Genomic DNA, 20,300 nt, shown 5'->3' with positions numbered 1-20,300 from the left:
CAGGCTCCGCCTGCCTGTTCCCATGGCCAAGCTACATGTAATCCATCAGGTCGCCGGAGCACTCAAGGACGAGAGGACGGGCGCGGCGACGTGGCAGGCGCTGCTGCGATGGCTGCGAGCGCTCACGCTAGAGTCGGAAGTACTCGAGACGCTCGCCATCGTGGTCGCCGCGCGGGGGGCACACGTTCTCTCGTCGGTGGATCTGCGGGCCGCGATCAACGCGCCCTCCGCGCTGTCTGATGCCTTCATCGGGCGCGCCTTCGGCACGCCCGTGCTCGTGCACTCGTGGCTGAAGGGTCACTCGGGCGAGGTGCCGCGCTTCTTCCAGCGGCCAGGGCTGAGAGAGGAACTCGCACGCGGCCAGATCGTCCCGAGGGCCCTGGTGCACTGCTTGCAGGACCTGCAGCAGGAGTCACGCAGGCCCTTCATCGCGCAGTGGGTCTTCGAGTTCGAGCGGCTGATCGAGCGTACCGACAGCAGCAAGGACGGTCACTTCAGCTTCTTCCTTCCCGAGAGTGACCGGGGCGAGGTGGGCCAGTTCGTCGCGCGGCGTGGGCAGCTCGCGAGGTCTGCCTTCCTCAGGACACTTGCCTTAGCTGCTGACATGTGGGACATGCCCATTGCGGAGGCCCAAGCCGCGGCTTTGGTCGCGACGCCGGTTGACCTCAGTCTGCTGCCGATGTTGCCAGGTGGGGTACCCGGATGGGTGGTGCCCCTCCACGGTGCCCGTCCCGGAACGGAGGGCGAGGCTGCCGGCCTTGCAACCTCGGTCTTGAGGGACGTGCACGAAGCCGAGGGTAAGTCGCTTCTGCATCTCAACTTGCCACTACACGGAGACGCACGGTACAACGGCGAACTGGAGATTGTTTCCATCCTTGCTTCCGGCGAAGCTATCAATGCGCAAGAAGTCTTCGGTGTCCACGACTTCCTCCCTGGCAGGATGCAATTGCCGAGGGCCGAGGATCAGACGCTGCGGATCGATGCGCTGGACAGAAGGGCGACCTTTCCGGCTAAAGAGGGAGGTCACCTCCGGCCCGTTCTCTTGCCGCTGGTTGATAACAGCGTGGGATATCTGCAGTCCGATCTTGTGAGGCGCATGCCTCGCCTCCCGGCGCACAACTCCCCAACCCCCCTGATTGCGACTCCCAGAAGAGGTGGCGCGGATGTCCTTCTTTCTGGGACCAAAGTGGGCGAGCTAATGCATTGGAATTGGAAGTGGAGGCCAACCCATCCAAAGGACATGGGCGGCCAAACTGGTGTGGCACTTGTCCTTGACCACGACGTGACCAAGCGACTATTGGACATCGACAGCATGCGCCTCTGCCATGTGTGGAGGGCAAGAGTACTGACGCGCGAAACCGACTACGGGCACTGGCGTGAGGAGGTCTGGCAAGGATCTGTGCTCTGGCATGAGCCGGGCAGCGCAACGATGCCTATCAGCATTTGAACAGGCCAGATCTGCCCTAATCCGTCCAAGATTATGCGTAGGCAATCTTGGTGGACATAGACGCACCGATTGCACCTTGCGCTGGCGGCTGGCAGCTATGCGCGAGCAAGCTGACTTGGGAGGCACACACGCGAAGGACCGCAACCGCTGCGAAGCAGTCGAGCGACGGGGCAAAGCGGAGGAGCGTGGCGCGGCTAGAGCGGTAACTCCATCCAGCGACGCGCCGCTGACGGATTTTTCTATGCATGCGCATTCATACATCAGTAAACTAAATCGCTGCATGTCCCGAAAAAATTTGCCCCTGACCTGATCTAGGCAGACACTCCGCCTCGCATTGACGCTCCGCACCGGGCGCGTCGCCAGACCAAGCGAGGCCACCATGACCACAACCCCCAGCTGCGCCCAGACCGCCATTCGCCGGGTGCTGGACGGCAAGCGCGATATGCAGTGGACGCTTCGCCCCATCTTCCATGACCTGCAGGACGCGCTGGGCCGCGCGCCGCCCCGAACCCGCCTGCAGTAGGATGGCCCGGCTGGGGCGCGGGCGCGCCCCGTTCCAGGAGCAAGCCGGTGCGTGGTCTTCCAGGGTGGTTTCGTAACCAGCGGCATGCCGGGCCGGATGCGCCGGCCGTGGCCGAGGGCTACTGGAGCCTGCCGACTGAAACCCTCCTGACCCACCTGGGCAGCGGCGCCGGCGGGTTGAGCCGGCGTGAAGCGGCGGCGCGCCACAAGCGCTATGGCGCCAGCGCCCTGAAGGCCACCCGGCAGGCCACGGCGCTGACGCTCTTCGCCAATCAGTTCAAGAACCCGCTGGTGCTCATCCTGATCGTGGCCTGCGTCATTTCCATGATGGTGGGCGAGTGGATCGATGCGGTGGTGGTGCTGGCCATCGTGCTGGGCAGTACCTTGCTGGGGTTTGCGCAGGAGGTCATCGCGGGCAACGCGATCGAGAAGCTGCGCTCGCGCATCACCATCCATTCGGTCGTGCTGCGCGACGGGCAGGCGCACACCCTGCCTTCGAGTCGCGTGATGCCGGGTGACGTGGTGCTGCTGTCCGCCGGCAGCCTGATCCCGGCCGATGGCGTGCTGCTGGAGGCCAAGGACCTGTTCGTGAACCAGGCGGTGTTGACGGGCGAGACCTTCCCGGTCGAGAAGAAGCCCGGGGTGGTCAGCGCGCAAGCCGGCCTGGCCGAGCGCAGCAACTGCGTGTACATGGGCACCAGCGTGAGCAGCGGCACGGCGCGGCTGCTGGTGCTGCGCACGGGCCGGGACACGGTGTTCGGGCAGATCGCCGGCAAGCTGGCGCTGCGCCCGCCCATGACGGAGTTCGAGCGCGGCATCCACCGCTTCGGTTACCTGCTCACGCGCATCATGGCGGTGATGGTGCTGGCGGTGCTGGCCATCAACATCTTCATGGCCAAGCCGCCGGTCGACTCGTTGCTGTTCGCGCTGGCGCTGGCGGTGGGGCTGACGCCCGAGCTGCTGCCGGCCATCGTGAGCATCACGCTGTCGCACGGGGCCAAGCGCATGGCCGGGCTGGGCGTGATCGTGCGGCGCCTCAACTCGATCGAGAACCTGGGCAGCATGGATGTGCTGTGTACCGACAAGACCGGCACCCTGACCCGGGGCGTGGTGGAGCTGGACGGCGCCTTCGACGTGGCGGGCCGGCCCAGCGCCGATGTCCTGCGGCTGGCCGGCATCAATGCGCGCTTCCAGTCCAGCCTGGCGAATCCGCTGGACGTGGCGGTGCTGGCCGCCGCCGACAGGGATGGCGTGGACCTGGGCGGGGTGGATCGGGTGGATGAGGTCCCCTACGACTTCGTGCGCAAGTGCCTGTCGGTGGTGGTGGCGGATGCCGCGGGCGCGCGCACGCTGATCACCAAGGGCGCGCTGGACCAGGTGCTGGGCCTGTGCAGCACGGCCGGGGCCCAGGCCGCGCCGCTGGATGCGGCATTGCGCCAGCGCATCGAGGCGCTGTTTGCTGGCTGGAGCGCGCAGGGCTACCGCGTGCTGGGGGTGGCGGCGCGCGCGGTCGATGTGCGCAGCACGCCCTATGGACGCGATGACGAGGCGGGCCTGAACTTCGCCGGTTTCCTGCTCTTCATGGACCCGCCCAAGGACGACGTGCGCCAGACCCTGGCAGACCTGGCGCAGCGCGGCGTGGCCTTGAAGATCGTCACGGGCGACAACGCCAAGGTGGCCCGCCATGTGGCCGAGACGGTGGGCCTGAGCGAGGTGACGCTCATGACGGGCCGCGAGCTCGGTGCGATGGGCGACGAGGCGCTGATGCACGCGGCGCAGCGTACGGTGGTGTTTGCCGAGGTGGACCCGAACCAGAAGGAGCGCATCATCCTGGCGCTGCAGAAGATGGGCCACGTGGTCGGCTACATGGGCGACGGCATCAACGATGCGCTGGCGCTGCACGCGGCCGACGTGGGCATCTCGGTGGACACGGCGGTGGACGTGGCCAAGGAGGCGGCGGATTTTGTGCTGCTGCGCAAGGACCTGCGCATCCTGCGCCTGGGCATCGACGAGGGGCGCAAGACCTTTGCCAACACGCTCAAGTACATCCTCACCACCATCAGCGCCAATTTCGGCAATATGTTCAGCATGGCGGTGGCCTCGGTCTTCCTGCCCTTCCTGCCGCTGCTGGCCTCGCAGATCCTGCTGAACAACTTCCTGTCCGACATCCCGGCCACGGCGATTGCCAGCGACCGCGTGGACGAGGAGTGGGTGGCCCGGCCGCACCGCTGGGACACGGTGTTCATCCGTGACTACATGGTGGTGTTCGGCCTGCTGAGCTCGGTGTTCGACCTGCTGACCTTCGCCGCGCTGCTGTGGGTCTTCCAGGCGGCGCCGGCGGAGTTCCGCACCGGCTGGTTCGTCGAATCGCTGCTGACCGAGCTGGTGATTGCACTGGTGGTGCGCACCCGCGGCCCTTGTTACCGCAGCCGGCCTGGCACCCTGCTGCTGTTGACGACGCTGGGGGTGGTGACGCTGGCGCTGCTGCTGCCCTACCTGCCCTACGCCTCGATCTTCGGCTTCGTGCCGCTGCCCGCGCCGCTGTTGCTGGGCGTGATCGGGCTGACGCTGGCCTATGTGCTGGCGGTGGAGCTGGCCAAGCGCCTGTTCTATGCGCGGGCGGCCGATGCCGGCCGTTGAGCCGGCCGCCCATGCCCCTGCTTGCACGCGCCCGGCCCGGATTGCCTAAACTGTCGGCCGGATTCCCCCTTCTTCACCACGAGATCACACCATGAAACTGTTCATCAAACCCGGCGCCTGTTCCCTCTCCCCCCACATCGTGCTCGAAGAGCTGGGCCTGAAGTACGACACCGAGGTGGTGGACCTCAAGGACAAGAAGACGGCCTCGGGCGGTGACTACCTGGCCATCAACCCCAAGGGTTATGTGCCGGCGCTGCAGCTGGACGACGGCAGCGTGCTGACCGAAGGCCCGGCCATCGTGCAGTACCTGGCCGACAGCCAGCCCGCCAGGAAGCTGGCCCCGGCCAACGGCACGGTGGAGCGCTACCGCCTGCAGGGCTGGCTGACCTTCATCGGCACCGAGCTGCACAAGACGTTCAGCCCGCTGTTCAACCCGTCCGCGCCGCAGGAGTGGAAGGACGTTTGCCGCGCCAACATCGAGCGCCGCCTGAAATACGTGAACGAGCAGCTGGCCGGCAAGGACTACCTGATGGGCGCGGACTTCAGCGTGGCCGACGCCTACCTGTTCACGGTGACGGGCTGGACGCGCGTGGTGAAGATCGACATCAGCGGCCTGCCCCACCTCGCGGCCTACATGGCCCGCGTGGCCGCCCGCCCGGGTGTGCAGGCGGCGATGAAGGCTGAAGGGCTGATCTGAGCGCTGCCGCACGCGGTACAGAACACACGGGAGGCCGGTGGCCTCCCTTTTTTCATGAGGTCGCGTTGCGCGCGCTCAGCCGCGCCGCCTGCCGGGCAGCATGGCCGTGAGCGCGCCGTCCCCGAGCACGAACTGGTGGTACAGCGCGGCGGCCGCATGCGCGCCGGCGACGAGCAGCAGGGTGTTGCCCAGGACCTCGTGCACGTCGCCCCAGTCGAGCAGGCGCGAGAGGGCGGAGTGGGCGATCCAGGGCAGCTCCTGCAGCCGCAGGCCGCCGAGCAGGGTGAGCGGGGCGTCCTTGCCGGCCAGCGTGAGCAGGGCTGCCAGGGGCGTGAGCAGCACCAGCAGCCACAGCGCGCCATGTGTCAGGCGCGCGACGCGCTGCATCCAGCCCGCCATCTCCAACTGTGGCGGGGCCGGCCGCGCGGCCAGCCAGAGCAGGCGCAGCAATGTGAGCCCCAGCACGAGGATGCCGAGCGATTCGTGCCAGAGCACGCTGCTGCTGGCGGCCGGGTCCAGGCCCTGGCGCAGCAGGCGCTTGAAGCCGTGGGGTTCGATGACGTAAGCCGCGGCCACGGCCAGGGCCGTGGCCCAATGGAAGAACTGGCTCAGCCAGTCGTAGCGCCGGGGTGTCGATGAGTTCATGGGGCAGTCCGCCTGTGCATGCCGGATTGTGGGCCAGCAGCCTGCGGCTGGCCATGATCCTGGACAAGGTTCGGTTGCGGGGCGCCAAGCTGCGCACGGCGCGCGTTATGCAGGGAGTCTCTAGCTGATAGTGCACGCTTGCCGGGTGCGGGGGCCCGAGCGTGGCTACACTGCTTCGGTGCCAGAGCGGCTACCGTGTCCCATCCCCTCCCGCAGAAAAACATGACCTCCCACACCCGCGAACCTGCCGTCGCCGTCCCGGCGCATCCCGGTGGCTGGCTGATGGCCACGCTGCTGCTGCAGATCACCTTCGGTGTCGTGGCCATGACCCTCTGCCTGCCGTCGATGCCGACCTGGGCCACGGAATTCGGTGCCAGCCAGGCCGGCGTGCAGCTGACCTTCAGTGCCTATGTGGCGGCCTTCGGCGGCCTGCAGCTGGTCTACGGCCCCTGGTCGGACCGCATCGGGCGCAAGCCGCTGCTGCTGGGTGGCATGGCGCTGGTCCTGCTGGGCTCGGTGATCGCGGCGCTGGCCCCCAACCTGGTCGTGCTGGTACTGGGGCGTGTGCTGCAGGGCGCGGGCGGCGCGGCGGGCATGTCCGTGGGGCGGGCCATGGTGCAGGATTTTTTCAGCGGCCGTGAGCGCACGCGCATGATGGCCTATGTGGGCATGGCCATGGGCACCTGCCCGCCGCTGGCCACGCTGCTGGGCGGCCAAGTGCACGTGGCCCTGGGCTGGCAGGCCAATTTCTGGATCACCGCGGCGCTGGCAGCGCTGGCCCTGCTGGCGGCCTGGCGGGGCCTGCCGGCGCGCAAGCCGGTCCATGCGAGCGCCACGCACTGGCTGACCGCGCTGTTCAGTGCCTACGCGCGGCTGCTGCGCGAGCCGACCTTCCTGTGCTACGTGCTCATCATGGCGATGCTCACCTCGGCCTTCTACTGCTTCCTCTCGGGCGCGCCCATCGTGCTCACGCACTACGGCGTGACGCCGGACCGCATGGGCTGGTACATCATGGCGGTGCCCATCCCCTACATCCTGGGCAACATGCTGACCAGCCGCCTGGTGCACCGCATGGGCGACCGCCGCCTCATGGGGCTGGGCTTCTTCGCGGTGCAGGCCGGGCTGGGGCTCATGCTGCTGCTGGCCTGGGGAGGCTTGCACACCCCCTGGGCCTTTGCGCTGCCGCTGACGCTGCTGGGCCTGGGCCACGGTTTGATTGCCCCGCCCGCCATCTCGGGTTCGGTGGGCCTGATTCCGGCGCTGGCCGGCGCCGCTGCGGCCGTGGCCGGCGCCTCGCAGCAGGTGATGGGGGCCTTCGGCAGTTATGTGGTGGGCCTGCTCGAACACGAGGGCCCGGTGAACCTGGGCCTGCTGATGATGGGTTTTTCGCTGATGGGCGGTGTGGCCCAGCTGCTGCTGAGCTACGCGGTGAAGCGCAAGCCGGTGGTGGTCTGAGGGAGCGCCGGGCTCAGGCCGGCCTGGGCCGCAGCATCCACTCGGCCACCAGCAGGTTGGGCACCCAGCACAGCCAGGCAATGACCGGGTAGGCGAGCTCGAAGGGCAGGCCGGCCAGCATGGACGCCGGCAGCCACAGGCGCAGCGTCACCGCAGCAAAGGTCAGCGCGAAGTTGCGCACCATCCAGCGGCGGTGTTCCGTCACCTGGAGCGCACGGATGGCCCGGTAGGCGCGCAGGCCGGTGTACAGCCAGGCCAGCGCGAGCAGGCCGAAGCCCAGGCTGGATACCCAGCCGCCAAAGGCGAAGTACGCCATGTACAGGCCCGCTGTTCCGCCGACCAGCACCCCCACGCCGAGATAGAGCCGGCCCATCCAGCGGTGCAGGGCCGGGCGGGCCGCGCGCAGGCGTGCGGAGAACTGGAAAGGGCCGAGCGCGAGCGCGAACACCGCGCCGAACACGTGTGCATAGATTCCGAGACGCTGGCCCTCGAAATTGGCGCGCATGTCCGGGTGCACGGTGACGCCCGGAGGCAGGAAGCCGTACACGACCAGTGCGTAGCCGGCCACGCCGAGCGAGAGCAGGGTGAGTGCGAAGGAGCTGGTCAGTCGCATGCCGGCGCGGGTGCGAGGATTAGGGTTCAGTCGCGCTTGCCGGTGCCAAGCTTGCGGTAGACCGTGGCGCGGCTGATGCCCAGGTTGCGCGCGGCCTGGGCCACGTTGCCGCGGGCTTCTTGCACGGCCTTGCGGATCAGGCTGGTTTCCACGTCGCGCAGGGGCAGGGTGGTGGCTGGCGTGCTGGTCGTGCGCGGCGCCATGGCGGGGCCGGCAGCGCGGCCCACCAGTTCGGCGCGCGCCTGCAGGCGCAGGCCGGACCACAGCGGCACTTCCACCGGCTGGCCCTGGCGGGCGGCGTCGAACAGCATCTCCCAGGGCAGGGCGAAGAGGTCGCGGCTGTGCAGCTCGTTGTGCTGGTTGCCGGCCAGCATGGGCAGCAGCTGGCGCGCTGCGCGGTTGCTGGCGCACACCAGGCCATCGGTGTCCAGGGCCAGCAGGCCGTCGGCGTCGTCGCCCAGCGGCATGCCGGGCCAGTTCATGCGCAGCAGCAGGCGGTGGGGGCGCTGCAGCAGCAGCGCGTTCTCGATGCGGCGCGCAGCGTGGGTGGCGAGGTGCCGCAGCTCGGGGCGTTCGGCCGCTTCGATGCCGGTGAGGTCGAGCATGCCGACGCAGCGGCCGTCGGGGCCGAACAGGGGCGAGCCGGCGCAGCTGTAGACCGAGGTGTCCTGGAAGAAGTGTTCCCCGCGGTGCAGCCAGACCGGCTGCAATTCGCGCAGCGCCGCGCCGATGGCTGTGGTGCCCACGCTGTTTTCCGAGAGGCTGACGCCGACGCGGGTGATGAGGGCGGCGCGGCGGTCGCTGCGGTCGATGGGGCCGTCGGTGTCGATCACCACACCGTCATGGTTGGTGAGGATGGCGAAGTAGCGCGTTTCGGCCAGGGCGCCGCCGAGCTGCTTGAGGATGGGGCGCGCGGCCTGCATGAGCGTGTGGTTGGCCTCCGAGGCCTGGCGCATGACGGTGGCCGAGACAGCCTCGAAGTTCACGCGCTCCTGCGGGCGCAGGCCGCGGGCCAGGCAGCGCTGCCAGCTCTGCGCGATCCACGGTTCGACCAGGCCGCCGGCCAGCGGCGCCGCTTCCTGCAGGGCGAGCTGGCGCGCCTGCGCGATGCGCGCGAGGCGGGAAATGGGCTGGGCAGCGGGGGTGGCATGCATGGCGGTAGGCGGTGGCGGTTCGTGCCTGAGGCGCATCATGCCAGCGTTTGGCATTCTTGGCGCGGTGTTGCATTTTGAGAATAAAGCGCGCCGGTGCCATAGCCGACTAGGGTTCTCCCTAGTCCCTCCTGGAGACCGCAATTCAAGAATGCCTATGCACAACGATTCATAGGCAAAGTGCCGCGGCACGAACCCCAGGAGACCTCCATGCAAAAGGTGTTGCACATCAACGCAGACAAGTGCACCGGCTGTCTGCAGTGCGAAATGGCCTGTTCCTTCGAGAACTACGGCACCTTCGCCACCGCCAAGTCGCGTATCAAGGTATTCGACTTCCACCACACCGGCAAGAAAGTGCCCTACACCTGCACCCAGTGCGACGAGGCCTGGTGCCTGCACGCCTGCCCGGTGGAGGCGATCACCGTCAACAAGGAGACCGGCGCCAAGGTGGTGAACGACGCCACCTGCGTGGGCTGCAAGGTCTGCACCATTGCCTGCCCCTTCGGCACCATCAACTACGTGCAGGAAACCGGCAAGGTGCAGAAATGCGACCTGTGCGGCGGCGAGCCGGCCTGTGCCGACGCCTGCCCGACCGGAGCCATCACCTTCATCGACGCCAACTGGACGGGCCTGGGCAAGATGGAACAGTGGGCCAACAAGCTCGGCAACCAACCCTCTGCGACTTAAGGAGAAACATCATGTCTTGGGCAGGAAAAATTCTCCGCGTCGACCTGACGAAGGGCACCGTGACATCGGAGCCGCTGAACATGGACTGGGCGCACGCCTACCTGGGCTCGCGCGGCCTGGGCTCCAAATACCTGGTGGAAGAGGTGGACGCCAAGGTCGACCCGCTCTCGCCGGCGAACAAGATCATCTGGGCCACCGGCCCGCTGACCGGCACCATGGCCTCCACGGGCGGGCGCTACACCGTCATCACCAAGAGCCCGCTGACGGGCGCCATCGCCTGCTCCAATTCGGGCGGTTACTGGGGCGCCGAGTTCAAGATGGCCGGCTGGGACATGGTGATCTTCGAAGGCAGGTCGCCTAAGCCGGTCTATCTTTACGTGAACGACGATGTGGCCGAGCTGCGTGACGCCGGCCACCTCTGGGGCCAGAGCGTCTGGAAGACCGAAGAGGCGCTGAAGAAGAGCCTGCAGGACCCGCTGCTGCGCGTCTCCAGCATCGGCAAGGCCGGTGAAAACGGCGTGCTGTTCGCCGCCGTGGTCAACGACCTGCACCGCGCGGCCGGCCGCTCGGGGGTGGGCACGGTGATGGGCAGCAAGAACCTGAAGGCGATTGCCGTGCGCGGCACCAAGGGCGTGGGCAATATCCGCGACCCGCAGGCTTTCATGAAAGCCGTGAAGGAGAAGAAGCAGATCCTCAAGGACAACGCGGTCACCGGCCAGGGCCTGCCGGCCTACGGCACCCAGGTGCTGATGAACGTGATCAACGAGGTGGGCGCGCTGCCCACGCGCAACCACCAGGACGTGCAGTTCGAAGGCGCCAAGGACATCTCGGCGGAAGCCATGGCCACGCCGCGCAAGACCGACGGCAAGAAGCAGCTGGTGACCAACCAGGCCTGCTTCGGCTGCACCATCGCCTGCGGGCGCATCAGCAAGATGGACGAAGGCCACTTCACGGTGGCCAACAAGCCGCAGTACTGGGGTGCCTCCGGCGGCCTGGAGTACGAGGCGGCCTGGGCGCTGGGTGCGGCCAATGGCGTGAACGACCTCGAGTGCCTGCAGTACGCCACCATGATCTGCAACGAGGAAGGCATCGACCCCATCAGCTTCGGCGCCACCGTGGGCGCGGTGATGGAGCTGTATGAAAAGGGCGTGCTCACCAAGGAGCAGATCGGCATCGAGGCTCCCTTCGGTTCCGCCAAGGCGCTGGCCTTCCTGGTGGACGAGACGGTGCACGGCCGCGGCTTCGGCAAGGAGATCGGCCAGGGCAGCAAGCGCCTGACCGCCAAGTACGGCCACCCCGAGCTGTCCATGACCTCCAAGGGCCAGGAATTCCCGGCCTACGACGGGCGCGGCATCCAGGGCATCGGCCTGGCCTATGCCACCAGCAACCGCGGCGGCTGCCACCTGCGCGGCTACACCATCGCATCGGAAGTGCTGGGCATTCCGGTCAAGACCGATCCGCTGCAGAGCGAGGGCAAGCCCGAGCTGGTGAAGGCCTTCCAGGACGCGACCGCGGCTTTCGATTCGTCGGGCCTGTGCGTGTTCACCACCTTTGCCTGGGGCCTGGCCGACCTGGCGCCGCAATTGCAGGGCGCGATCGGCGAGCAGTACACCACCGAGGAGCTGGAGAAGATCGGCGAGCGCATCTGGAACATGGAGCGCGAGTTCAACAACCGCGCCGGCCTGACCAAGGCGGACGACTCGCTGCCTAAGCGCCTGCTGACCGAGCCGGCCAAGACCGGCCCGGCCAAAGGCAAGGTCAACGAGCTGGCCAAGATGCTGCCCAGGTACTACGAGGTGCGGGGCTGGGACACCGAAGGCCGGCCCACGCCCGCCACCAAGAAGCGCCTGGGGCTGTAATGAAAAACCACCCTCGCCCCTTTGGGGAGAGGGTAGGGTGAGGGGCAGATCCTCTGGAGAACCATATGCACCATGTGATCCTGGGCGCCGGCCCGGCCGGCGTGATCGCGGCCGAGACCTTGCGCCGGCAGGCGCCGGATGACCGCATCACCCTGGTGGGGGAGGAGCGCGAGGCGCCGTATTCGCGCATGGCCATCCCCTACCTGCTGATGGGCCACATCGGCGAAGAGGGCACCCTGCTGCGCAAGGGCGCGCGCCACTACAGTGACCTGCGCATCGAGGCCGTGCAGGCCAAGGCCATCCAGCTGGAGGCGAAGGCGAAGCGGGTCACGCTGGACAAGGGGCAGTCCCTGGCCTTCGACACACTGCTGGTCGCCACCGGCTCCAACCCGGTGAGCGCGCCCATTCCCGGCATCGACCTGCCCGGCGTGGAGAGTTGCTGGACGCTGGCCGATGCACGCGCCATCCAGGCGCGTGCGGCGCAGGGCGCGCGCGTGCTGCAGATGGGCGCTGGTTTCATCGGCTGCATCATCCTGGAAGCGCTGGCCGCACGCGGTGTGGCGCTGACCGTGGTGGAGATGGGCGACCGCATGGTGCCGCGCATGATGGGCCCGGCCGCGGGCGGCATGATCAAGCAGTGGGTGGAGTCCAAGGGCGTGACGGTGTTTACCGGCACCAAGGTCGAGTCCATCGCACAGGGCAAGGACCAGACGCTGGACGTGAAACTGTCCAATGGCAAGACGCTCAATGTGGACTTGGTCATCAGCGCCACCGGTGTGAAACCCGCCATCGGCTTCCTGGAGAAATCAGGCCTGAAGTGCCTGCAGGGCGTGCTGACCGACGAACACATGCAGAGCAATGTGCCGGGCATCTACGCCGCGGGCGACTGCGCCGAGGCCTTTGACAAGGTCAGCGGCAAGCCCATCGTCAGTGCCATCCAGCCCAACGCGGCCGAGCAGGCGCGGGTGGCAGCGCTGAACATGGCGCTGCAGAACAGGCCGGGCAAGCGTGCCGTGCTGCGTGGCGTGACGCAGATCAACGTGCTCGATACCCTGGGCCTGATCTCCACGAGCTTCGGCAACTGGCAGGGCGCACCCGGCGGCCAGCACGCCGAGCTGACCGATGCGCTGGCCTGGCGCCACCTGAGCCTGCAGTTCCAGGGCGACGTGCTGGTGGGTTGCAACAGCGTGGGCTGGACCGAGCACGTGGGGGTGATGCGCGGCCTGGTCGAAGGCCAGGTGAAACTCGGCGGCTGGAAGGACACGCTGCTCAAGGACCCCACCCAGCTGGTGCCGGCCTACCTCGCCTGTGCGCAGGCGCAGGGCCACTGGAGCGGTGCGGACGATGCGCGTCGGCGTGCATGACACCCTATCATCCCCGGTGATGAAGATCACCTTCAAGCTCTTCGCCTCGCTGACCGACTACCTGCCGCCGCAGGCGCGCGGCGACAACCAGATCGCCGTGGACGTGGCGCCCGGCGCCACCATCACGCAGCTGATCGAGCCCTATGGCCTGCCGCCCAGGCTGGTGCACCTGGTGCTGGTCAACGGCGTCTACATTCCGCCGGAGCAGCGGGCCACGCGGGCGCTGGTCGAGGGCGACGTGCTGGCCATCTGGCCGCCGATTGCCGGCGGCTGAGCAGCGCGAGCCGGCGCCGTGCAATCCTTCTACCCCGAGCGTTTCGAGCGCGACATGGCCTGTACCGAGGCCGAGTGGCTGTCATGGCTGCCGCGTGCCGTGGGCGAGCATGCCCATGAGGTGGGTGCCTCCTCGGCCCGCGTCACCCTTGGCGCAGGGTTACTGCGGCTGGACTGGCGGGTGGAGTCGCCGCGTGTCATCGCCTTGATGCGCCTGCCGCGCCTGGCCGTGCGTTTTGCCTTCAGCGGCGTGCCTGACACCGAGCGCTACGCTTTCATGAAGCGTTTTGATCTGTACACGCAGCGCGGGGGCGGGTAAATGTTTCTTGCATAGCAACCGCGCTATGCGCGGCACCTCTCCGAAGCGGGTCTATCCGCTTCGGAGAGGTGTTCCGGTCAGAGTTCATATCCCAATCGACTAGACTGGCAAGACCGCAGCAGTCACGCTCACCCGCGTTCCGGTCAGAGTTCATATCCCAATCGACTAGACTCCGGCATGGACCCGGAGGGCAAGGCCACGCGTTCCGGTCAGAGTTCATATCCCAATCGACTAGACTTGCGGCCTCGCTGGTGCTGACAGAGGTGGAGTTCCGGTCAGAGTTCATATCCCAATCGACTAGACTGCGCAGCAGCTGGTCGCTGCGGTCAGAGCGGTTCCGGTCAGAGTTCATATCCCAATCGACTAGACTAAGAGCCCCAACGTAGAGCGCGCGGCGCGGGTTCCGGTCAGAGTTCATATCCCAATCGACTAGACTGCCACGGATCCGCTGGCGCGCCTGGCGTGGGTTCCGGTCAGAGTTCATATCCCAATCGACTAGACTGCGTAGCTGCTCCCATAGGCTGCGTTGACAGTTCCGGTCAGAGTTCATATCCCAATCGACTAGACTTTGCTGAGATCGGAAGACCGCAACGGTCAAGTTCCGGTCAGAGTTCATATCCCAATCGACTAGACTAGGCTGGGCGCTGGTGATCGAGTGGCTACAGTTCCGGTCAGAGTTCATATCCCAATCGACTAGACTTCTTCCCAGCGCCAGCGGCCAGTGGGTCATGTTCCGGTCAGAGTTCATATCCCAATCGACTAGACTGGACGCGAAATACACGAAGGAAATGCAAGAGTTCCGGTCAGAGTTCATATCCCAATCGACTAGACTATCAGCCAGCCGCCGATGTACGAAATGATGGTTCCGGTCAGAGTTCATATCCCAATCGACTAGACTCTGGACAGGCTTAACAATCTCAGGCTTAGAGTTCCGGTCAGAGTTCATATCCCAATCGACTAGACTAGGTCGGCGATAACCCCTTGATTCGTCAAGGGGTTTTTCGTTTTCGAGGCTCCAGAAATCATGGCGAAACCTAGAACAGATCAAATTGATCGGGTGTTTTATTTGGGGGCTGCTTGGCCTTGCCGTGGAAAGAAATGATGCGTTCGTACTGTTTGTCGGTGAACTGAAGGATATTCACCTTGCCGCCCTCAGGCAAGGCGGTTTCGACGTATTTGCCATAGGTGTCGATCTGGGCCTGACTGGTGCAAAAGCGCATGTAGACCGAGAACTGTGCCATTTCAAAACCCATGTCCAGCAGGGCATTGCGAAAGTCGGTCGCGGCCTTGCGTTCGGCCTTTTCAACGACGGGAAGATCAAACATCACGACTACCCACATGAGCCGGTATCCCGAGAGCATGGCTATTCGTCATTGAGCGCTGCGGCCAGTGCCAGTGGCAGTCCGGGCAGGGGCAGGTCCAGCTTGTCACGCTCACCCAGATAGACCTGCGCCAGCGATGTGGCCAGCTTCTGCGCGCAGACCAGCACCGGTGTTGCGCCGGCATCGGTCTGCATGTCGTCATACAGGGTGCGTACCAGCGCGCGCTTGGTGTCCGGGGCGAGGTCTCTTTCTCCGTTCCGATGCAGTTGCCAGACTTTGAGGTCGATGACGGGGCGGAAGGGCTCCATCAGATCATCGACCAGCCGCATGGCATTGCCTTCATTGCTGTGATGCAGGCCCAGTGTCGGGTGTAAGCCGGCGCCGACGACGGCGCGTGCTGTCGCGGCGCGTAGCACTGTGTAGCCATAGTTCAGCATGGCGTTGAGTCCGCCCGCGTTCTGATCGCGTCGAAAGCTGTCGCCAAACAAGAGCCCCCAGTAGCGGCGTGCGCCCTGGGCTTCCAGATTGTCCGGGTCGCCGGAGCGGACCTTGCTGACCAGCGCATTAAGGGGCGCGGTTGGACTGCCCGCTGCCTCCAGTGCGGCGGCTTGCTGCGTCAGTTTGGCGCGCACGATCTCTGCCCACAGGCGTTTCATCAGGGGTTTGCCGGCTTCGATCTGAGCGTCAAAGCGCTTGGCCTGGTGGTAATTTCCGTCCACCGGCAGCAGCATGCCCACGGCATTGTGATTGGCCGAACACAGCACGAAGGGTGCGCCGCGTTCGGCCAGCGCGACCAGCAGGTTGTTGGTGTAGCTCAGGCCATGGGCATTAGCGATCACGGCGGCTATATCGTCCAGCGGCACCTGCCCCAACTCCTTGCGCTCGCCCTCGGTGTCCTGCACCACCATGAAGCCACGCGACATGAATAGATGCCGCCGGTCATCGGCCACTTCGACGATGCGGCCAATCATGATGAGCTACCCTTTGAACCCAGGATCGCGTAGATCGCCGATCTCAGTGATGGTTACTCGGCGACCTTGAGATTTTTGAAGCGAACTGGCAGTTTTAAAGAGGTAGCTAATTTCTTTGCTTCGCGTACGTGAATCTACGTTTGCTTCAGCAAGGTCGATGAAGGCCAATGTTCCTTGTGCATTGGTGTAAACGAGTCGAACTGTCCGTTGGTTCCCGTCGACGACAAGGCGAACTGCGTCGCCAATCATCAAGCGCATCACTAGCGGTTTGCTATCTAGAGAAAACTTCGTGTTTCGCAGTTCTATCCATCCATTTTTTTCACCAAGTTGCTTAATGACTTGATATGCGTCGAAAGTGCTCACAGTGTTGCTGGACCACTTCCCCTTATCGTCGCGCCAGATCTCGATGCAGTAATTGCTGCCGCCGACGTAACCCTTGTAAGCCTTGGGAGCGCCATGTTGATCAAGTCCATGGCGGGTAGGATTGCTGGTGCTATTGATTTCGACTAGGTTCTTGTTCTTGATTTCCCGCTGACGCGGACCGCCATCCTCTGGGCGCAGGCGCCGAGTGGCCTGTCCATCACCCAAGAGGCCCCAGGCGGTTTCCTCGTGCATGGCACCTTGGTAGCCGTGATCCGGCTTGTGGCTCACGACGATGTGCTCCAAGCCGCGCGCTACATGGTCGCGGTAAGTGGGCCAAGGCAGGGGCATTTCTTCCACCAGCCGGTCGAGCTGCATTTCGCAGGCATTTGCGCTGGCCTTGGCAAAACGTTGCAGCAGCCCCTGGTCGGTGATGCCAATCACAGCCGAGTCGAGCGCATGGTGACGGTGATCGTTCCGGTTTTTCAGTGTGGTGCCCGAAAGCAGTTGATTCAAGCCGTACTTTCCGCGCAGCAGTGCCGTCATACGGCCGGGAATGGCTCGCACCTTGTTCGACGGGCAGATCAGGCTCAGGTATTCCTTTGCGATGCGCGACAAATAGGCCGTGTCGTTGAGGGCGCGCGCTAGGAAATCCTTGTCTTCCTTGAGCCAGCGCTGGTAGCCGTCGGGTGCGAAGCGCTTGGCTTTTTCTTTGGGCATCAGCACTGCGCGCTGCAGCATGGCCTGGTAGTCATAGCCAGGCACGGAGGTCTTGCCGAAAGCGTCGTAGGGCGAGCGGTTGCCCTTGTCGCGGTTGGCGCGGCGCATGGCCACGGTTTTGTTGTTCAGGCTGTCGTCCAGCGTCATCGAGTAGGGCAGGATGTGCTCGATCTCCACCTCGTTGGACAGCAGCCGGTCGATGCTGATCTGTTCGCCGGTGTATGGACATTGGCGGTCGGCCACGTTTTTCGCGTTGAGCTCCACCCAGAGCTGCATCTTTTGGGAGAGCTCGCGACGCTTTGCGCGGTCCAGGTTGGCTGGCGCCAGCCCAAGGACGGAGCAAGCTTCCGCTACCTGCTGGTCATTGAGGTCTTGCCTGACTTTCTGATCGCGCTGGATGTCGAGTTTTCGCTCCCTGCTCAGCTTCAGGTCACGAGCGACTTCCACCACGACCTCGCTCGGATGACCGTAGCGCCGGATCAGCGCATTGACCACCTTGCGCAATTCGTTCAGGCCAATGTGAACGGTCGGGTTGGCGATTTTACCGAAGCGCTCCTCATCATTGCGCGGGTTGTCCTTGGCGAAGGCGACATGACGGCGCAGTGGGTCTCCGTAGTAGGGAAGCTGGTCCATGATCTCGCCGGTCGTTTCCGCGTGCGACAAGACGCTATGGCTGTCGAAGCCCGCTCGTTTGACCGCTACGGAATAGACGACGACGTCCTTGATGAGCTGTGGTACCACAGCGGCTAATGCCTCGCGGCTCAGGCTGCCATAGCCTTCGGGCAGGCCGGTGTTGGCAATGCGTTCGGCGGTGGCTTCGTCAACGCCGGTGTGGTTATGAAGCCATCGAATCAGAGCGGCTTCACTGGCCTCGTTGAGCAGCCTATCCACGATGGTGTCTTGCAGGGTATGGTCGAATCCGAACCACGCATCACCAAAGGTCGAGTCCTTGGACAGGATGGCGGTGGTTGTATTTCCTTTGAGCCGGTCGCGCTTGATGTCTTCCAGATTGAACTTGGTCGTGCCGGGCAGTTTGAGCGTCTTGAGCATGGCGGTAAAGCGCACTTCACCTTGCCGTTCAAGCAGGGTGGCGATCTTGTCGCGCTGCTCCAGCGTCAACGGGGTTTCGCGCAAATCCGGCGTCAGTAAGCGCAGGTTGTTGACCTCCTGGTAGATGCGGAAGCGCTGCGTGCTGGGCAGGGCCAGTGGCGCGCGTTCTTCATCGGGGATCAGGGTGCAGCGGCCGGGGCGTACCGGTTTGAGCGGTCGCTGATGCAGCAGCACGTCCTTCAGTTCTGCTCGGGACGCTTCGCTGAACAGGGGCGGATTCAATGCGCTTTGCTTGGCCCACAGTGTATCGAACTCGTGCTCGATCATGGCGCGGTCGGCGTAAAAATCGTAGGCCTTGTCCTTCTGCGTCTTGCCGCGCAGGCGGGCACGTACGCTCAGCCGTTCTTGATGTCTCTTGGCCAGCCATTCACCCAGGGTCTGGCAGTTTTCCTGCGTCAGCTTTTCGCGCAAGTCCTTGATGGCCTTTTTGAGCGCGCCGCTTTCGCTGTCTTTCTTGTCGGTCTTGCGGTTGCTCAGAAATCCGCGCCGTTGGTTGAGGTGGAACAGGGCGCGGGCGAATTCCGGGCCAGTCAAGGGCTCGTATAGTCCCCTTCTTCGCAGTTCATAAGGGTCAAGTTGGACCAGCGCGCGCCGCGCCGCCTCGGCTTGCGGGAAAAAACGGAGCCGGCAGAGGGCATTGCTCAGCCGTTCCTTGCGCTTCAGAAGCCGGTCGCGGCGTCTGCGCATCGCCCGCGCGTTGCGGCGGGTGACGGCCAGTGAGCTGCCATCTTTCGGATTGCGACCATCCGGGAAGATGCGCACCCCCATGCGAATGATGGCCGTGGGTTGAGATGGTGATCCTCCATCTAAGCGTAGCAGGCACCAACCAATGGATGTGGAGCCAATGTCCAGCGCGAGTCGGTACAGCGATTTCGGTAGCATGCGGCATCCTCCCTGAATGCAAGTTTTTCGGAAGTATTGCGCTTTCCATAATCAACGGTTACAGTGCAATTACCTAGCGATTGGGATATGAGCTCTGTCCGCTAACAAGCTGAAAGATGCACCAAATGGAAGGCCGCGCATGCGCGGCCTTCGTCTTTTTTGAGTAACGACGAATTGCAGTCCTTTCATTCAACCTTAACCGCCTAGCGCCAATGCTCAGGGCCAGCCTGCAGCTGGCCTGGAGCGCGCAGCCCCCGCGTGTGATCGCCCTCATGCGCCTGCCGCGCCTGGCCGTGCGTTTTGCCTTCAGCGGCGTGCCTGACACCGAGCGCTACGCTTTCATGAAGCGTTTTGATCTGTACACGCAGCGCGGGGGCGGGTAAACCCGTGGTTCCAGGCGTCCACCCTGTTTTTTCTTGCGGTACAGTGAAACTTTCTTATATGCTCACGAACTTAACTATGTGAGCGCGGTGGCCATGCAGGCCCCGAGCGGGTGTGCCTTGCGCCCGGGCTCACGTTCATCTGCCCAGAGGTCATCCATGCCACTGCAACAAGCCCACGGACCGTTTTCCTCCACCTTGCGCAAGCTGTGGTTCCAGGACCCGGCCGCCGACACCCTGTTCATCAACGACATTGCGGTGCGCATCCGCGCCGGCCTGATGCTGGCCATTCCCCTGTTCATGGCCTTCACGCTGTACGACGCCGTGTTCGGATCGCACTGGCTCGTCACCGGCAATTCCATCAAGGACACCTTCGACACCGACTTCGACGGCCACATCCTCTACAGCGTGGAGGCCATCCGCCGCACCTACGACTACACGCTGCAGACCTGGGTGCTGCTCTACGCCTTGTTCGAGATGCTGGCCGGCATGTTTGCCTTCACCGCGCGTTTCTCTCCCACCATCCTGATCGCCAGCCTGCTGGCACGCGGCCATGCCCCGGTGTGGAAGCCGCTGACGCCCAAGCGCTTTGCCTGGTCCATCGGCGCGAGTTTCATTGCAGTCTGCCTGGTCTTCTTCAACCCCGACACCTTTGCCGGCTGGGTCAATGCGCTGACCCTGCACGCGCTGCTGCCCACCACGACGAACTACCTGCCCAAGTGGATTCCGCTGGTGCTGGTCTGGGTCTGCCTGGGGTTCATGTGGATGGAGACCGTGCTGGGTTTTTGCGTGGGCTGCAAGGTCCATTCCCTGCTGGTGAAGCTGGGCCTGATGAAGGACGAGTGCGAGGCCTGCAACAACCTGAGCTGGAACGCCTGAGGCC

Annotated in this window: 18 protein-coding genes and 1 CRISPR repeat array; of the genes, 12 read left to right on the top strand and 6 right to left on the bottom strand. The window is 64.8% G+C overall.

Annotation, left to right across the window (positions count from 1 at the left end; translation table 11 throughout):
* Positions 1-22: 22 nt before the first annotated feature.
* The 4 genes from AC1RRP_RS05315 to gstA all read left to right on the top strand — a co-directional run bounded on the left by AC1RRP_RS05315 (position 23) and on the right by gstA (position 5,306).
* Positions 23-1,447 carry a hypothetical protein gene (locus tag AC1RRP_RS05315; protein WP_493033960.1) on the top strand — a complete coding sequence of 475 codons (1,425 nt, stop codon included), beginning with the start codon at positions 23-25 and terminating at the stop codon, positions 1,445-1,447.
* Positions 1,448-1,826: 379 nt separating this feature from the next.
* Complete coding sequence (locus AC1RRP_RS05310; RefSeq protein WP_493033959.1) at positions 1,827-1,970, top strand: hypothetical protein; 144 nt, start codon at positions 1,827-1,829, stop codon at positions 1,968-1,970.
* A 47-nt stretch (positions 1,971-2,017) separates the two neighbouring features.
* Positions 2,018-4,609, top strand: coding sequence for a magnesium-translocating P-type ATPase (gene mgtA, locus AC1RRP_RS05305; RefSeq protein ID WP_493033958.1), 2,592 nt, complete (start codon positions 2,018-2,020; stop codon positions 4,607-4,609).
* Positions 4,610-4,700: 91 nt separating this feature from the next.
* Positions 4,701-5,306: a glutathione transferase GstA gene (gene gstA, locus AC1RRP_RS05300; RefSeq protein WP_493033957.1), complete on the top strand. Its 606-nt coding sequence runs from the start codon at positions 4,701-4,703 to the stop codon at positions 5,304-5,306.
* Between the two features lie 75 nt (positions 5,307-5,381).
* Here gstA and AC1RRP_RS05295 read toward each other — a convergent pair whose 3' ends face one another.
* Positions 5,382-5,951, bottom strand: a complete 570-nt coding sequence (locus AC1RRP_RS05295; protein WP_493033956.1) for a cytochrome b/b6 domain-containing protein — start codon at positions 5,949-5,951, stop codon at positions 5,382-5,384.
* Positions 5,952-6,173: 222 nt separating this feature from the next.
* Here AC1RRP_RS05295 and AC1RRP_RS05290 point away from each other — a divergent pair, with 222 nt between their 5' ends.
* A complete protein-coding gene (locus AC1RRP_RS05290; RefSeq protein ID WP_493033955.1) occupies positions 6,174-7,406 on the top strand; it encodes a Bcr/CflA family efflux MFS transporter in 1,233 nt (410 codons plus the stop codon).
* A gap of 13 nt (positions 7,407-7,419) precedes the next feature.
* Here AC1RRP_RS05290 and AC1RRP_RS05285 read toward each other — a convergent pair whose 3' ends face one another.
* Both AC1RRP_RS05285 and AC1RRP_RS05280 read right to left on the bottom strand, forming a co-directional pair.
* Positions 7,420-8,019: a DUF2306 domain-containing protein gene (locus AC1RRP_RS05285; RefSeq protein WP_493033954.1), complete on the bottom strand. Its 600-nt coding sequence runs from the start codon at positions 8,017-8,019 to the stop codon at positions 7,420-7,422.
* Between the two features lie 26 nt (positions 8,020-8,045).
* A complete protein-coding gene (locus AC1RRP_RS05280; RefSeq protein WP_493033953.1) occupies positions 8,046-9,173 on the bottom strand; it encodes a helix-turn-helix domain-containing protein in 1,128 nt (375 codons plus the stop codon).
* Between the two features lie 207 nt (positions 9,174-9,380).
* Here AC1RRP_RS05280 and AC1RRP_RS05275 point away from each other — a divergent pair, with 207 nt between their 5' ends.
* The 5 genes from AC1RRP_RS05275 (at position 9,381) to AC1RRP_RS05255 (ending at position 13,672) form a co-directional block, all read left to right on the top strand.
* Positions 9,381-9,857 (top strand): 4Fe-4S dicluster domain-containing protein, encoded by a 477-nt coding sequence (locus tag AC1RRP_RS05275; RefSeq protein WP_493033952.1) that lies wholly within the window; start codon positions 9,381-9,383, stop codon positions 9,855-9,857.
* A gap of 11 nt (positions 9,858-9,868) precedes the next feature.
* Entirely contained in the window at positions 9,869-11,716 is a 1,848-nt protein-coding gene (locus tag AC1RRP_RS05270; RefSeq protein WP_493033951.1) for an aldehyde ferredoxin oxidoreductase family protein, read from the top strand.
* A gap of 65 nt (positions 11,717-11,781) precedes the next feature.
* Positions 11,782-13,080, top strand: a complete 1,299-nt coding sequence (locus AC1RRP_RS05265; protein WP_493033950.1) for an NAD(P)/FAD-dependent oxidoreductase — start codon at positions 11,782-11,784, stop codon at positions 13,078-13,080.
* A 19-nt stretch (positions 13,081-13,099) separates the two neighbouring features.
* The gene (thiS, locus tag AC1RRP_RS05260) at positions 13,100-13,354 is read left to right on the top strand and encodes a sulfur carrier protein ThiS (RefSeq protein WP_493033948.1); all 255 of its coding nucleotides are present in this window, start codon (positions 13,100-13,102) and stop codon (positions 13,352-13,354) included.
* Between the two features lie 18 nt (positions 13,355-13,372).
* A complete protein-coding gene (locus AC1RRP_RS05255) occupies positions 13,373-13,672 on the top strand; it encodes a hypothetical protein (protein ID WP_493033947.1) in 300 nt (99 codons plus the stop codon).
* Between the two features lie 70 nt (positions 13,673-13,742).
* Positions 13,743-14,636: a CRISPR direct-repeat array (repeat unit 36 nt; unit sequence GTTCCGGTCAGAGTTCATATCCCAATCGACTAGACT).
* A gap of 70 nt (positions 14,637-14,706) precedes the next feature.
* Here the strand turns inward: AC1RRP_RS05255 and cas2 are convergent.
* From cas2 to cas9, 3 genes are read right to left on the bottom strand one after another with little or no spacing between them, the layout of a single operon-like run.
* A complete protein-coding gene (gene cas2 / locus AC1RRP_RS05250) occupies positions 14,707-15,012 on the bottom strand; it encodes a CRISPR-associated endonuclease Cas2 (RefSeq protein WP_493033946.1) in 306 nt (101 codons plus the stop codon).
* Between the two features lie 23 nt (positions 15,013-15,035).
* The gene (gene cas1, locus AC1RRP_RS05245) at positions 15,036-15,965 is read right to left on the bottom strand and encodes a type II CRISPR-associated endonuclease Cas1 (RefSeq protein ID WP_493033945.1); all 930 of its coding nucleotides are present in this window, start codon (positions 15,963-15,965) and stop codon (positions 15,036-15,038) included.
* Positions 15,966-15,971: 6 nt separating this feature from the next.
* Complete coding sequence (gene cas9, locus AC1RRP_RS05240) at positions 15,972-19,037, bottom strand: type II CRISPR RNA-guided endonuclease Cas9 (protein ID WP_493033944.1); 3,066 nt, start codon at positions 19,035-19,037, stop codon at positions 15,972-15,974.
* A gap of 212 nt (positions 19,038-19,249) precedes the next feature.
* Between cas9 and AC1RRP_RS05235 the strand changes: the two genes are divergently transcribed.
* Entirely contained in the window at positions 19,250-19,420 is a 171-nt protein-coding gene (locus tag AC1RRP_RS05235; protein ID WP_493033943.1) for a hypothetical protein, read from the top strand.
* Between the two features lie 156 nt (positions 19,421-19,576).
* Positions 19,577-20,296 carry a DUF4395 domain-containing protein gene (locus AC1RRP_RS05230; protein WP_493033942.1) on the top strand — a complete coding sequence of 240 codons (720 nt, stop codon included), beginning with the start codon at positions 19,577-19,579 and terminating at the stop codon, positions 20,294-20,296.
* Positions 20,297-20,300: the final 4 nt, after the last annotated feature.

This window comes from Hylemonella sp. GW821-FHT12C09 (genome assembly GCF_058807395.1).
The sequence above is the reverse complement of the archived record's forward strand: the minus strand, read 5'-3'. Positions and strand labels throughout refer to the sequence as shown.